This is a genomic window from Sphingomonas guangdongensis, from assembly GCF_900199185.1.
GTDB classification, from domain to species: Bacteria; Pseudomonadota; Alphaproteobacteria; order Sphingomonadales; family Sphingomonadaceae; genus Sphingomonas; species Sphingomonas guangdongensis.
On record NZ_OBMI01000001.1, the window covers coordinates 958214 to 972654 of the forward strand.

Below are 14441 nucleotides of genomic sequence, written 5' to 3' on the forward strand. Positions count from 1 at the left end.
GTCCCATGCTTCGTACTCTCCTCGCTGCGCTGGCTGCCCTTCTGGTTGCCACACCCGCGCACGCCGACCGGATCAAGGACCTTGGCACGTTCCAGGGCATCCGCTCGAACCAGCTAACCGGCTACGGCGTGGTGGTCGGCCTGCCCGGCACCGGCGACGACAATCTCGAATACACCGTGCAATCGGTGAAGGGCGTCGCCTCGCGCTTCGGGCTGCAGCTGCCGCCGGGTGCCAACCCCGGTCTCAAGAACGCGGCGGTGGTGATCGTCACCGCCGAGCTGCCCGCCTTTGCCAAGCCAGGGCAGAAGCTCGACATCACCGTGTCCGCGATGGGCAAGGCCAAGTCGTTGCGCGGCGGCACGCTGATCATGACCCCGCTCTACGGCGCGGACGGTCAGATCTACGCGATGGCGCAGGGCAACCTCGCGGTCGGTGGACTTGGTGCGGATGGGGCCGACGGGTCCAAGATCGTCGTCAACGTCCCTTCGTCCGGCCGTATTCCGGAAGGCGCGACCGTCGAGCGGGCGGTCGACACGGGCTTCGCGTCCGCGCCCACCCTCACCTTCAATCTCGCGCGCGCCGACTTCACCACGGCGCAGAACGTCGCTGCCGCGATCAACAGCCGCTACGGCGCGAACACCGCGCGTGCGATTGACGGCGTCTCCATCGCGGTGACCGCGCCCGCCGGCGCGGACGTCCGCGCATCGGCGATGAGCGCGATCGAGAACCTGGACGTGACCTCGGCCGAAGCACCGGCAAAAGTAATTGTTAATGCCCGCACGGGAACGGTCGTTATCAACTCTGCGGTCCGGGTCAGCCCTGCCGCGGTAACACATGGTAAACTGACCGTTCGTATTGATGAAAACCAGCGCGTGTCGCAGCCGGCGCCCTTCTCGCAAGGGAAGACGGCGGTGGAGCAGCAGAGCGCGGTCAGCGTGGAGGAAGAAAGGCGTCCGATGTTCCTGCTCAATCCCGGCCCCAAGCTCGCCGACGTGGTGAAGGCGGTGAACGCGATCGGCGCGTCCCCGGCCGACCTGGTCGCGATCCTGGAAGCGCTGAAGCAGGCCGGTGCGCTCAAGGCCGAGCTGATCGTCCTGTGACGACGCCGCTCGCCCCCACCTCCCCGCTCATCGGTACCGCCGGCGGCGTATCGAACGACGCGTCGCGCCTGGCGTCCGCGGGCAATCTGGAGAAGGCGGGCCAGCGGTTCGAATCGATCTTCACCGGCATGATGCTGAAGTCGATGCGCTCGGCAAAGCTCGCCGACGGCTTGTTCGACAACAAGGCGGGCGAGCAGTTCCGCGACATGGCCGACGCCAAGGTCGCGGAGAGCATGGCCGCGCACACGCCGCTCGGCATCGGGCGCGCCATGACCGACTTCCTCCGCAAGTCGCAGGCTACTGAAGGATCGGTGGCATGAGCGACCTGCTGTCGATTGGCGCGAGCGGCGCGCGCACCTACCAGACCGCGCTCGGCGTCGCGTCGGAGAACATCGCCAACGCCGCGACTCCGGGCTATTCGCGCCGCTCCGCCCTGATCCGCGAAGTGGGGCGCACCAACAGCATCGCGATCGGCCAGACGGTGAAGCTGTCCGGCAGCGGCTCGCACGTGACCGGCGTGACGCGCGCGTCCGACAGCTTCAAATCGGCGGAGGTGCGCTCCAGCGGCGCCGATCTCGCGCGGACGGAGGCCGGGGTCGTCTGGATCGACCGGATCGAGGGAGCGCTGGTCGGCAATCAGCTGAGCGACCGGCTATCGCAGTTCTTCGCCTCCGCCAAGAATCTCGCAGCCGATCCCGCCGCCACCGCGCCGCGCACCGTGCTGCTGGAGGATGCGCGCTCGCTCGCGGCCGGCTTCGCGAGCACAGCGATCGCGCTCGACAGCGCCGCGGCCGAGCTCGACGCACAGGGCAAGGATGCCGCCACCGAGCTCGGCGACCTCGCCCAGTCGCTGGTCCGGATCAATCGCGGGCTCACCCGCGCGTCCGCCAACTCGGCGCCGCAGGCGCAGCTGCTCGACGAGCGCGACCGGCTGCTCGATGCGATGACCGGCATCACCAACATCAACGTCGCCTTCGACGATTACGGCCGCGCAATCGTACGCGCGGGCGGCGCGACCGGTCCGGTCATCGCCGACCTGGAGAATGCGGCGCTGATCAGCTTCGCGTCCAGCCCGACGGGTGCGGTTGCGATCTCCGCCAGCCACGCCGACACGACGTCCATGATCGAGCCGAGCGGCGGCATGCTCGCCGGGCTGATCGATGGCGCCGGGCGGATCGCGGCCGCGCGCGAGAGCCTGAACGTGCTGGCGAAGGACTTCACCGACCAAACAACCGCGCTCCAGGCGAATGGTCGCACGCTCGACAACACGCCGGGTGTCGCCCTGTTCGAGATCACCGGCACCGATGCGACGACCATGTTGGTCAACCCGCTGATCGACGCGCGTGGGATCGCCGCCGCGGCCGTGGGCGAGGGCGCACGCGGCAACGGCAACATGACCGCGCTCGCCAATCTGCGCATCGCCGCCGACTGGGAAGGCACGTTCGACGATGTGGTGACGGAGAACGCGGCGCTGCTCGCGACCCGCCGCAACGTCGCGGAGGCGCAGGGATCGATCCACAGCGCCGCAGTTGCCGCGCGGGACGGGGCGGTCGGCGTCGACCTGGACGAGGAGGCGGTCAACCTGATCCGCTTTCAGCAGGCCTATCAGGCATCGAGCCGCGTGATCCAGGTCGCGCGCGACATCCTCCAGACCATTATCGACATCCGCTGAGGACCTCCGCCATGCGCGTCGCCACCTCGCTCACCTATGACCGCCTGCGCGACCGCATGGGTGCGCTCAGCGCCCGCGCGGACCAGCTCAATAACCAGCTCGCGACCAACAAGCGGATCCAGACGCCGTCAGACGACGCCGCCGGGTACCGCGCCCTGTCGCTGCTCAAGCGGACCGGCGCCGACGCGCAGGCGGAGCTCACCAACATCGATCTGGCGACCTCGCTGCTGGAGGCGTCCTCGACCGCGCTCGGCAGCATCGAGGCGCAGCTGGTGCGCGTGCGCGAGATTTCGGTCAGCGCCGGCAGCGCGACGCTCAGCCCCGACCAGAAGACGGCACTCGCGACCGAGCTCGACGTCATTGTCGAGGATCTGCTGCGGATCGCCAACACGTCGGATTCGCGTGGTGGCCCGCTGTTCAGCGGCACCAGCGTCCAGCCGCCCTATGAGCGGGTGAACGGCACGGTGACCTACACCGGCGTCGGCGAAGCGGGCGCGATCCCGATCGGCGACGGCCGCTCGATCAACGCAACGACCAGCGGTGCGGCGATCTTCAATGCCATTCCGGTCTCGGCCGGCGGCACGCAGGACATGTTCGCGATCATCGAGGGGATGGCCGACAACCTGCGCAACGACGTGGCCGTCGGCGACGCCGGTCGCGACGTCCAGGCCATCCTGAACAGCGTAACCAACGCCCGCGCCTCGATCGGCGCGCGCGGCGCGCGGCTGGAGCTGGAGGAATCGCGGCTCACCGACCTGGCGCTCACCCGCGAGGAGGCGCGCTCGGCCATCGAGGACACCGACGTGACCGCGACGATCACCGAGCTCCAGAAGACGCTCACCGTGCTCCAGGCGACCCAGGCGAGCTTCTCGAAGCTCACCTCGCTGTCGCTGTTTGACTATCTGCGGTAAAAGCCTCCTCGGGCCGGAGAAGTTAAAGTCACGGCAACCGCCGCGTTAACCTGATTCCCATCCCTTGGCGGCAAAAGATGCGGTGAATCGGCCTGTCAGGGCTCAAGCGTTCGGGGACTCCAGCACCAATGTTTCCTGCCATCGGCCTCGTCGTCCTGCTCGCCATGGTGTTTGGCGGCTTCGCCATCACCGGCGGCGCGCTCGGCCCCGTGCTGCACGCCGTGCCGCACGAAATGTTGATCATCGGCGGCGCCGCAGTGGGCGCGCTGATCATCGGCAACTCGGGCAAGGAGCTGAAGGCCGTCGGCGGCGGCGTGATGAAGGTGCTTAAAGGACCGAAGTACAAGAAGCAGGATTACCTCGACACCATCTTCCTGGTCAGCAAGCTGATGAAGATGCTGCGCACCGACGGGCCCATCGCGCTCGAGCCGCACGTCGAGGACCCGAAGTCGTCGGCCGTGTTCAGCGAATACCCGCGCCTCCAGGCCGACCACACGCTCATCAACCTGATCGCCGACACGCTGCGGCTGGTCGTTGTCTCCTCCGGCACGCTCGACGTGCACGCGGTCGAAGAGGTGATGGACAACGCGATCAAGACCCACCATCACGAGGTCGAGGGGCCGCAGCACACGCTGCAGAGCCTGGCCGACGCGCTGCCCGCGCTCGGCATCGTCGCGGCGGTGCTCGGCGTCGTGAAGACCATGGGATCGATCGACAAGCCGCCGTCGATCCTCGGCGGCATGATCGGCTCGGCGCTGGTCGGCACGTTCCTGGGCGTGCTGCTCGCCTACGGAATCGTCGGCCCGCTCGCCAACCGGCTGAAGCAGGTGATCGACGCCGATGCCGCGATCTATCACGTGGTCAAGCAGATCATCATCGCGTCGCTCCACGGCCACCCGCAGCCGCTGGTGATCGAAGCTGCGCGCTCCGGCATCGCGCACAACAACCAGCCGGGCTTCGGCGAAGTCTTCGACGGGCTGCGCGGGCGCTAAGTCATGGCCGCCGCCCGCGCTCCCCACGGCAACAACCAGCCGCCCAAGATCATCATCGTCAAGAAGATCGTCGGCGATCACGGCGGCGGCCATCACGGCGGTGCCTGGAAGGTCGCCTACGCCGATTTCGTGACGGCGATGATGGCGTTCTTCCTGCTACTCTGGATCCTCGGCGCGACGACGGAGAAGCAGCGCAAGTCGATCGCGGATTACTTCACGCCGACGATGATCGAGCTGCGCGAGAACTCGGCCGGATCTAACGGGATGTTCGGCGGCTCGTCGATCACCGACAAAGACAATTACCCGCACAAGGCCGCGCAGACCGGCACCCGGACGCTGACCATTCCGATGGGCGCGACCGGCGGCAACAAGGAGGGCAGCGGCGACAAGGGTTCGATCAAGCGCGCCGAGTCGCGAGAGGCGGAGAAAACCGCATTCAACCAGCTGAAGAAGAGCGTGGAGCGGCAGATCGCGTCCGACGCCAAGCTGGCGAAGCTCGGCAAGCACGTCCGCTTTGTGATGACGCAGGACGGCATGCGGATCGACCTGGTCGACGATGCCGACTATTCGATGTTCGCGCTCGGCACGACCGCGCTGGTGCCCGATGCCTCCAGCCTGGTGGGGCTGGTCGCAGACGCAATCAAGGGCACGGACAGCCCGATCATGATCCGCGGCCACACCGACAGCGTGCCCTATGGCGACCCGCGCCAGATGAACAACTGGATGCTCTCCTCCGGCCGCGCGGAGGCGACGCGGCGGCGGCTCGCGCTCGGCGGCGTCGCGGAGCGGCGGTTCGAGCGGATCGAGGGCGTCGCGGACCGCGAGCCGATGATCGCCAAGGATGCCGCCGACCCGCGCAACCGCCGCGTCGCGATCACGCTACTGTACAAAGCGGGCCGCTTCGGCACCTGATCCCGCGGCGGCGCGTTGGCGTCGCATGGCAGCAACGAACGGGCTGGAACGCAATCTGAAGCGCGCGATCGCGGGACAGGTCGTGCGCGTCTTCAATGATCCCAAGCGCGGCGAGCGGCCGGTCACACGCCAGCCGGACGGGCTGTTCGGCCCGCAGACGATCGCGTGGCGCGTTCACGGCGACGTCACCTCCATGCTGGTCGGCGGCGTGTGCTCGCTGCTGCTTCAGATGCTCCACCCCGCGGTCCTCGCGGGCGTGTGGGACCATTCGAACTTCCGCGCCGACATGCACGGCCGTCTGCGTCGCACCGCACGCTTCATCGCCGTCACCACCTATGGCAGCCGCGGGGATGCGGAGGCGTCGATCGCGCGGGTGCGCCGCATCCACGATGCGGTGCGCGGGCATCTGCCCGACGGCACGCCCTATCACGCCGCCGATCCGCGCCTGCTCGCCTGGGTCCATGCGACCGAGACGTGGAGCTTTCTGGCCGGTTGGCGGCGCTACGGCGATCCCGGCATGTCGGACACGGGTGCCGATCGCTACATCGCGGAGGTCGCGCGGGTGGGCGAGGCGCTTGGCGCCGATCCGCTACCACACGATCGCCGCTCGCTCGACGCGCTGATCCACTCGATGCGGGCTGAGCTGCTGGTCGACGAGCGAGTGGAGGTGGTCCGCCGCCTGGTGTTGGAGCAGCGTGCGACGACGGGCGTCGGCGAACCGGTGCAGCGGCTCGCCATGGCGGCGGGTGTCGACCTGCTGCCGTCGTGGGCGCGCGCGATGCACGGCCTCAGCCCCGCGCCGCTCGCCCGGCCGCTGACGCGGCTCGGCACGCTGGGGCTGGCGCGGACGCTCAGGTGGGCGTTCGCCTAATCGTCATGCCAGCGAAGGCGGGCATCCATGTCTGCGCCGAGAGCAGGTAATGTCGCGGCTGATCGCAACAGCCATGGACCCCAGCCTGCGCTGGGGTGACGGGTCACGATTGGACCCGCACCAGCAGCCTGCCCTCCGTCACCTGCGCGCCCGCCTCCACCTCGAGCTCCGCCACCGTCCCGTCGAACGGCGCAACCAGCGTGTGCTCCATCTTCATCGCCTCCAGCGTCAGCAGCTTCTGACCCTTGGTGACCGATGCGCCGGCCAGAATTTCTACCGCAGTGACTCGTCCGGGCATGGGGGCGAGTATCGCCCCGTCGCCTCCGGCACCCGCGGCCGATGGTCGCGTCGCGAGCGTCACCAGATGCGGCGATCCACCCGCGAACACGACGACGCCTTCGTCCGCGCGGGCGAAGCTGGCGGGATCAGCGCTTTGGAAGAACCGCTCGCTCGGCAGCGGTACCCGGACGGGTGCGCCGTCGATCACCACCACGGCATCGCCGCGCGGCGCAGCGTTCAAGCGGAAACCGGCCGGCACCTGTACCCGCGCCGCCGGACCGGCGAGTTCCTGGAGCACGGACAGCGCGTAGCTGCCGCGCGCAGCCGACAGTGGCGCCGTCGCGACCAGCCGCTCGGCTTCCTTGCCGATGAAGCCGGTGTCGACCTCGCCCGCCACGAACGCCGGCTCGCGGAGCACCCGCGCCAGGAAGGCGGCGTTGGTGCGGACCGGCCAGACCTGCACGTCGGCGCACACGTCGGCGAGGGCTGCGAGAGCCTCCTCGCGGGTGTCGCGGTGGCAGATCAGCTTGGCGATCATCGGGTCGTAATAGGGCGACACGTCGGAACCCTCCTCCACCCCCGTTTCGACGCGTACACCCTGAGGCGCCATTGACGGTCCGGCGTTGGACCAGGTGAACGCGGGTCGTGCGAGTTGGAGGTGATCGAGCCTTCCGATCGACGGCAGAAACCCCTTCGCAGGGTCCTCGGCGTAGAGTCGCCCCTCCGCCGCCCAGCCGCTGATCGACAGCTCGTCCTGCCGCTTCGGCAGCGGCTCGCCCGAGGCGACCCGCAGCTGCCACTCGACCAGGTCGACTCCGGTGATCGCCTCGGTCACCGGGTGCTCGACCTGCAGGCGCGTGTTCATCTCCATGAACCAGATGCGGTCGGCCCGAAGCCCGTCAGACGCGTCGGCGATGAATTCGATCGTGCCCGCGCCGACATAGTCGACCGCCTGGGCTGCCCGCACCGCCGCTGCGCAGACCTCGGCGCGCGTTTCCGCGCTCATGCCGGGGGCGGGCGCTTCCTCGATCACCTTCTGATGGCGGCGCTGGAGCGAGCAGTCGCGCTCGAACAGGTGGACGACTTGGCCGTGAGTGTCGCCGAACACCTGCACCTCGATGTGGCGCGGGTTGAGCACGTACTTTTCGATCAGCACCCGGTCGTCGCCGAACGACGAGGCCGCCTCGCGCTGGCACGACTGGAGCAGGTCGGCGAAGTCGGCCGCATCGTCGACCCGCCGCATCCCCTTGCCGCCGCCGCCCGCCACCGCCTTGATGAGGACGGGGTAGCCGACCACTTCGGCCTCGCGCGCCAGCCGCTCCGGGCTCTGGTCCTCGCCCTGGTAGCCGGGCGTGACCGGCACGCCCGCTGCGATCATCCGCGCCTTGGCCGCGTCCTTCAGCCCCATGGCGCGAATGCTGTCGGGCTTGGGTCCGACCCAGACGAGCCCGGCGGCGATCACGCTTTCCGCGAAATCGGCGTTCTCGCTGAGGAAACCGTAGCCCGGGTGGATCGCCTCCGCCCCGCTGTCGCGCGCGGCGGCGATGATGCGCTCGCCGACCAGATAGCTCTGCCGCGCAGGCGCTGCGCCGATGTGGACGGCCGCGTCCGCCTGCCGCACGTGCAGCGCGCCCGCGTCGGCGTCCGAGTAGACCGCGACCGTGCGGATGCCGAGCGCGTTCGCCGTACGGATGATCCGGCACGCGATCTCGCCGCGATTGGCGATGAGGAGGGAGGTGATCATGATTATTCCCCGTCATGCTGAACTTGTTTCAGCATCTATGGTGCAGCAGGCGATGTGCTAGCGATCGAGTGATGAGGCAGCCGTGCGTCGCGAGCCGACGTATGGGAACATTGTACATCGGCGTGACCAGCGATCTGGTCCGTCGCCTCCATCAACACCGCGATGGTAGCGGGTCCGACTTCGTCAAAACCTACGGCGTGCACCTTCTTGTCAGATACGAGTTGTTCAGTGACATGCCGGCGGCGATCGCTCGCGAGAAGCAGCTCAAGCGCTGGCACCGAGATTGGAAGATCAACCTGATTGAGTCGAACAATCCAGACTGGCACGACCTGGCCCCGACGCTCGGACTTGAGCCGCTCAGACAGCGTGCGCGGAAAGATGGGCCCTGAACCGAATTCAGGGCGACGGCCCGTAGACCTACTCACATCCGGAACACGCCGAAGCGTGGGCTTTCCGGCACTGGCGCGTTCAGGCAGGCCGCGAGCGCCAGCCCCAGCACGTCGCGGGTCTGCGCCGGATCGATGATGCCGTCGTCCCACAGCCGCGCGGTCGCGTAATAGGGATTGCCCTCGTCCTCGTACTTCTGGCGTACGGGCGCCCTGAACGCTTCCGCCTGCTCGGGCGTCCAGCTGTCCGCGTCGCGGTGGACGGTCGCCAGGACCGATGCCGCCTGCTCGCCCCCCATCACGCTGATCCGCGCGTTCGGCCAGGTGAACAGGAACCGCGGAGAATAGGCACGGCCGCACATGCCGTAGTTGCCGGCGCCGAAGCTGCCGCCGATCAGCACGGTGACCTTGGGCACGGAGGCGGTCGCGACCGCGGTGACGAGCTTTGCCCCGTGCTTGGCGATCCCCTCCGCCTCGTAACGGCCGCCGACCATGAAGCCGGAAATATTCTGGAGGAACAGGAGGGGAATGCGGCGCTGGCAGGCAAGCTCGATGAAGTGTGCGCCCTTCTGCGCGCTCTCGCTGAACAGCACGCCGTTGTTGGCGAGGATCGCGACCGGTGCCCCGTGGATGTGCGCGAAGCCGCACACCAGCGAACTGCCGTAGAGCGCCTTGAACTCGTGAAACTCGCTGGCATCGACGATCCGCGCGATCACCTCATGCACGTCATAGGGTGCGCGGACGTCCTGCGGGACGATGCCGTAGAGCTCCTCCGCCGCGTACTTGGGCGCGCGGCTCTCGCGCAGGTTCACGCCCGGCAGTTGCTGCGGCGGGAGCGTCGAGACGATATCGCGAACGATCGTCAGCGCGTGCGCGTCGTTCTCCGCGATATGGTCGACCACGCCCGACTTGCGCCCGTGCGTCTCCGCCCCGCCCAGCTCCTCGGCCGAGATCACCTCACCCGTCGCCGCCTTCACCAGCGGGGGCCCCGCGAGGAAGATGGTGCCCTGGTTGCGGACGATCACCGTCTCATCCGACATCGCCGGCACATAGGCGCCGCCGGCGGTGCAGCTCCCCATCACGCACGCGATCTGGGGCACGCCGAGCGCCGACATGTTGGCCTGGTTGAAGAAGACCCGGCCGAAATGCTCGCGGTCGGGAAACACCTCCGCCTGGTGCGGCAGGTTGGCGCCACCCGAATCGACCAGGTAGACGCACGGCAGGCAGTTCTCTGCCGCGATCTCCTGCGCGCGGAGGTGCTTCTTGACGGTCAGCGGATAGTAGGTGCCGCCCTTCACCGTCGCGTCGTTGCACGCAATCATGACCTGCCGACCGGAGACGCGGCCGATCCCCGCGATCATCCCCGCGCCGGGCACCTCGTCACCGTAGAGGCCGTTCGCGGCGAGCTGCCCCACCTCCAGGAACGGCGAGCCGGGATCGAGCAGCCGCTCGACCCGCTCGCGCGGGAGCAGCTTGCCGCGCGCGGCGTGACGCTCCCGCGACGCTTCGGAGCCGCCGAGCGATGCCGCCGCGACCCGCGCGCTTAGATCGTCGACGAGCGCGCGATTGTGCGCGGCATTAGCACGGAACGTCTCGGAGCCGGGATCGACCTTGCTGTCGAGGATCGGCGCGCTCACTGCGCGACGCGCTCCGCCGCCCCGATCAGCTCGCGGCCGATCAGCATCCGGCGGATCTCGTTGGTGCCGGCCCCGATGTCGAGCAGCTTGGCGTCGCGCAGGAAGCGCTCGACCGGCCAATCGGTGGTGTAGCCGGCGCCGCCGAGCGCCTGCACCGCTTCGCCCGCGACGGTGAAGGCGTTCTCGCTCGCCAGCAGGATCGCGCCCGCCGCGTCGAAGCGGGTGGTGCGCCCCGCGTCGCACGACTTGGCGACTGCGTAGACATAGGCGCGGGCCGAGTTGAGCGCGACGTACATGTCTGCGACCTTGGCCTGCATCAGCTGGAACGCCCCGATCGGCTGGCCGAACTGGTGCCGCTCGCGCAGGTACGGCAGCACGACGTCGAGGCACGCCTGCATGATGCCGAGCTGGATGCCGGCGAGCACCGTGCGCTCATAGTCCAGTCCCGACATTAGCACGCCGACACCGCCGTTCAGCGGCCCCATGACGTTCTCTTGCCCGACCTCGCAGTCGGTGAAGACCAGTTCGGCGGTCGGCGATCCGCGCATTCCCATCTTGCCGATCTTCTGCCCGATTGCGAAGCCGGGCATGCCCGCCTCGATCAGGAAGGTGGTAATGCCGCGGCTGCCCTCGCCCGTCTTCGCGTAGACGACCAGCGTGTCCGCGTAGGCCGCGTTGGTGATCCAGAACTTGGTGCCGTTCAGGACGTAGCCGCGGTCGGTCTTCTCCGCGCGCAGCTTCATGGAAACGACGTCCGACCCTGCGCCCGCCTCCGACATCGCGAGGCTGCCGACATGCTCCCCGGAGATCAGCTTAGGGAGGAACTTCGCCTTCTGGTCAGGATTGGCCCAGCGCGCGATCTGGTTGACGCACAGGTTGGAGTGCGCGCCGTAGCTGAGCCCGATCGACGCGGAGGCGCGCGCAACTTCTTCGCAGGCGATGACATGCTCGAGATAGCCGAGGCCGAGGCCGCCGTCCGCCTCCGGCACCGTGATGCCGTGCAGCCCCAGCTCGCCCATCGCCGGCCACAGCTCGTCGCGCGGGAACCAGTCGTCGCGGTCGACCCGCTCGGCGAGCGGCTGGATCCGCTCACGCGCGAACCGTGCCGTCACCTCGCGGATCATGTCCGCATTGTCGCCCAGCGCGAAGTCGAAGTCGCCGGCCACATCGCTCTCCCGATCTGTTTCGATCGGTGTAGCGGCAACGGGCGAGTGCGCCAATAGGGACAGCATCGCTGCCCCTTTCAGGGGAGAGTGTTCAGCCGATCAGGTGATGGTGCGGTCGAGAAGACTCGAACTTCCACGGGCTTTCGCCCACAACGACCTCAACGTTGCGCGTCTACCAGTTCCGCCACGACCGCACGTGAAATCCGCCGGACGAGTGCCGGCGGCTGGTAAGGCGTGCGCCCCTAGCAGGGCGTTCCCCGGCTGGCAACAGCGCTTTCGTCAGCTCAGCCCCTTGGCGAAGCTCAGCACCAGGACGCGCGAGCTCGCCGGCACGTCGACCCGGCCGGAGTTGAACGCGAGCGTCCCGCTCGGTCCCAGCGTCCGCTGCTCGGGCGTGATCATCCAGTTGTAGACCAGCCGGCCTTGCGCGTCGCGCAGCTCCACCCGGATGTCCGGCACGCGCTGCGCCGCGCCGGTCGGGTTGATCACCTTGCCGCTGACCGCGAACAGCTCGCTGCCCGTCCCCATGTCGCGGCGGTCGATCGCCTTGTCAGTGAAGCGCAGCGGCGTGTCCGCCTGTCCGATCGGCAGCCCGAGCTGCGCGGCGATGCCGGGCGCACCCGAGTAGAGGATCGCTCCCGCCCCGACCAGCATGGAGACACCCGCAACCAGCGCCGCCGCGGTCCAGCGCTTTGCCGGGTTGCGACGTGGCTTGAACGGGGGGCGATGGGCAAACGCGTCGTAGGACGGCGGATGGTTGATCCCGTCATCGACGTAGGAGCGAACCTCCGGCGGGGGCGGTGCGGCCGGGGCTGGCTCCGGTACGGCGCTCCGCGCAGCGGGCGCGGGCACCGGCTCCGGCGCGCGGGTCGACAGGTCGAGCAGCGCAGGCGGCTGGAACCAGCTGTGGCGGCAATTGGCGCAGCGGACGGTCCGGCCCTCCGGCCCGATCGCGGTGTCCGGAACCAGGTAGCGCGCGGTGCACTGGGTACATTCGAGGATCATATGCCCAACGATCCAAAGGAGCCTTGCAAGGGCTCGGCCAAGTGCCAAGAATCTAAGCACGACCGCGAGTCGCGGGCAAGAGTCGTGCGGCCCTGCTTGAGCACAAAGCCGGGGTGTGCGATGACTTATCCACTCCTTTTTACCACCGTGTTGGGGCAGACCGCGCCGTCGTGGCGACCATCGTCCAGTTCGAGAACGTCGGCCTGCGCTACGGCACCGGACCGGAAACGCTGTCCGACGTGAGTTTCTCGCTCGGCGCGGGCTCTTTCTATTTCCTCACCGGGGCATCCGGGGCGGGAAAAACCTCGCTCCTGAAGCTGCTCTACCTCGCGCAGCGCCCGACCCGCGGCATGATCCGCCTGTTCGGCGAGGATGCGGTCACCCTGCCACGCGCGCGGCTGCCGGGCTTTCGCCGCCGGATCGGAGTGGTGTTCCAGGATTTCCGGCTCGTCCCCCACCTGTCGGCCGCGGACAATGTCGCGCTCCCGTTGCGGGTCTCGGGCGTGCCGGAGAGCGACGTGGAGGCGCCAGTGCGCGAGATGCTGGCCTGGGTCGGGCTGTCGGATCGCGCCCACGCCCGTCCCGCGACGCTGTCGGGTGGCGAGCAGCAGCGGATCGCGATCGCGCGCGCCGTGATCGGGCGGCCGGAGATGCTGGTCGCGGACGAGCCGACCGGCAACGTCGATCCGGCGATGGCCGAACGACTGCTTCACCTGTTCGACAGCCTCAACCGGCTGGGCACGACCGTGGTCGTCGCGACCCACGACCTTCAGCTGATCAACCGCATCGCGGGCGCCCACATGATGCGGATCGAGCAGGGCCGTCTGTCCGACCCGACCGGCTCGCTACGCTTCCCGCCGCGCGACGCATGAGCGACGCCACCGCCTCGCGCGCCGGCCGCCGGCTGCTGGACAACGGGCGCCAGACCCGCGCGATGCGGTGGGTCATGGCGGTCATGCTGTTCCTGACGGTGCTCGCCGGCGCGCTGGGGCTCGGCACCTGGAGCGCGGTGGCGGGGCTCGATTCGCAGCTCGCCGGGCGCATGACGGTGCAGCTGCTCGGCGCGACCGACCCGGCCGTGCGCGCGGTGGTTGATGCGGTACAGCAGGTGCCGGGCGTCCGCGCGGTGCGGGCGGTGCCGCGGGCGGAGATGGCGGCGCTGCTCCAGCCGTGGCTGGGGGATGCCGGGCTCGACGCCGACCTGCCGATCCCGGTGGTGATCGACATCGATGTCGCAGGCGACACCGGCAGCGTCGGCGACGCCGTGACGGCGCGGGTCGGTGCGCTCGCGCCGGACGCCCGGATCGACCGGGCGGCGCGCTGGCTCGGCCCGGTCCGGAGCTTCATCGTGTCGCTGGCGTGGCTGGCGGGCGCCCTCGTGGTGCTGATGGCGACTGCCACCGCATCGATCGCGCTGCTTACCGCCCGTTCGGGGCTGGACACCCACCGCGACACGATCAACGTGCTCCACATGCTCGGGTCCACCGACGTGCAGGTATCGCGGCTGTTCCAGCGGCGGATCGCGCTCGATACGCTGGTCGGCGGCGCGGTCGGGACGGTCGCCGCGGCAGGCGCGATCGCGCTGATCAGCGCGCGGGTACAGGCACTCGACGCGGTGCTGGTGAGCGGGGTCGCGCTTGGTCCGGTGGACTGGCTGCTGCTCGCGGCGCTGCCGCTCCTCTTCACCGGGCTGGCCATGCTGTTCGCGCGGGTGGCGATCCTCGCCGCCCTCAGGCGCACGCTGTGAGGCTCGTCCGCGTCCTGGC

The 14441-nt window shown here is 69.0% G+C and carries 14 protein-coding genes and 1 tRNA gene; 10 read left to right on the forward strand and 5 right to left on the reverse strand.

The window, feature by feature from the left end:
• Positions 1-5: 5 nt before the first annotated feature.
• From CRO12_RS04580 to CRO12_RS04610, 7 genes are all read left to right on the forward strand, one after another.
• Complete coding sequence (locus tag CRO12_RS04580; RefSeq protein WP_097062774.1) at positions 6-1100, forward strand: flagellar basal body P-ring protein FlgI; 1095 nt, start codon at positions 6-8, stop codon at positions 1098-1100.
• On the forward strand, positions 1097-1420 hold the full coding sequence (locus CRO12_RS17515) for a rod-binding protein (RefSeq protein ID WP_101750159.1): 324 nt from the start codon (positions 1097-1099) through the stop codon (positions 1418-1420). Before CRO12_RS04580 ends, CRO12_RS17515 begins: the two co-directional genes overlap by 4 nt.
• Positions 1417-2772, forward strand: coding sequence for a flagellar hook-associated protein FlgK (flgK, locus tag CRO12_RS04590; RefSeq protein WP_097062775.1), 1356 nt, complete (start codon positions 1417-1419; stop codon positions 2770-2772). The genes CRO12_RS17515 and flgK overlap by 4 nt, the downstream gene beginning before the upstream one ends.
• An 11-nt stretch (positions 2773-2783) precedes the next feature.
• The gene (gene flgL, locus CRO12_RS04595; RefSeq protein WP_097062776.1) at positions 2784-3683 is read left to right on the forward strand and encodes a flagellar hook-associated protein FlgL; all 900 of its coding nucleotides are present in this window, start codon (positions 2784-2786) and stop codon (positions 3681-3683) included.
• A gap of 128 nt (positions 3684-3811) precedes the next feature.
• Complete coding sequence (gene motA, locus CRO12_RS04600; RefSeq protein WP_097062777.1) at positions 3812-4675, forward strand: flagellar motor stator protein MotA; 864 nt, start codon at positions 3812-3814, stop codon at positions 4673-4675.
• 3 nt (positions 4676-4678) lie between these two features.
• Positions 4679-5587 carry a flagellar motor protein MotB gene (locus CRO12_RS04605; protein ID WP_097062778.1) on the forward strand — a complete coding sequence of 303 codons (909 nt, stop codon included), beginning with the start codon at positions 4679-4681 and terminating at the stop codon, positions 5585-5587.
• 25 nt (positions 5588-5612) lie between these two features.
• On the forward strand, positions 5613-6458 hold the full coding sequence (locus CRO12_RS04610; RefSeq protein ID WP_097062779.1) for an oxygenase MpaB family protein: 846 nt from the start codon (positions 5613-5615) through the stop codon (positions 6456-6458).
• Positions 6459-6561: 103 nt separating this feature from the next.
• On the opposite strand, the gene CRO12_RS04615 is transcribed toward CRO12_RS04610, so the two are convergent.
• Positions 6562-8481 (reverse strand): ATP-binding protein, encoded by a 1920-nt coding sequence (locus CRO12_RS04615; RefSeq protein WP_097062780.1) that lies wholly within the window; start codon positions 8479-8481, stop codon positions 6562-6564.
• Between the two features lie 14 nt (positions 8482-8495).
• Here CRO12_RS04615 and CRO12_RS04620 point away from each other — a divergent pair, with 14 nt between their 5' ends.
• Positions 8496-8870, forward strand: coding sequence for a GIY-YIG nuclease family protein (locus CRO12_RS04620; RefSeq protein ID WP_425442985.1), 375 nt, complete (start codon positions 8496-8498; stop codon positions 8868-8870).
• A gap of 32 nt (positions 8871-8902) precedes the next feature.
• Here CRO12_RS04620 and CRO12_RS04625 read toward each other — a convergent pair whose 3' ends face one another.
• The 4 genes from CRO12_RS04625 to CRO12_RS04640 all read right to left on the reverse strand — a co-directional run bounded on the left by CRO12_RS04625 (position 8903) and on the right by CRO12_RS04640 (position 12675).
• The gene (locus CRO12_RS04625; RefSeq protein ID WP_097062782.1) at positions 8903-10504 is read right to left on the reverse strand and encodes a carboxyl transferase domain-containing protein; all 1602 of its coding nucleotides are present in this window, start codon (positions 10502-10504) and stop codon (positions 8903-8905) included.
• Positions 10501-11628 (reverse strand): acyl-CoA dehydrogenase family protein, encoded by a 1128-nt coding sequence (locus CRO12_RS04630; RefSeq protein ID WP_218838871.1) that lies wholly within the window; start codon positions 11626-11628, stop codon positions 10501-10503. The genes CRO12_RS04625 and CRO12_RS04630 overlap by 4 nt, the downstream gene beginning before the upstream one ends.
• A gap of 149 nt (positions 11629-11777) precedes the next feature.
• Positions 11778-11864: transfer RNA gene (locus CRO12_RS04635), tRNA-Leu, on the reverse strand.
• Between the two features lie 85 nt (positions 11865-11949).
• Entirely contained in the window at positions 11950-12675 is a 726-nt protein-coding gene (locus CRO12_RS04640) for a zinc-ribbon domain-containing protein (RefSeq protein WP_097062784.1), read from the reverse strand.
• A 170-nt stretch (positions 12676-12845) separates the two neighbouring features.
• Between CRO12_RS04640 and ftsE the strand changes: the two genes are divergently transcribed.
• On the forward strand, positions 12846-13547 hold the full coding sequence (gene ftsE / locus CRO12_RS04645) for a cell division ATP-binding protein FtsE (protein WP_097062785.1): 702 nt from the start codon (positions 12846-12848) through the stop codon (positions 13545-13547).
• Complete coding sequence (locus CRO12_RS04650; protein ID WP_097062786.1) at positions 13544-14422, forward strand: cell division protein FtsX; 879 nt, start codon at positions 13544-13546, stop codon at positions 14420-14422. Before ftsE ends, CRO12_RS04650 begins: the two co-directional genes overlap by 4 nt.
• Positions 14423-14441 lie beyond the last annotated feature (19 nt).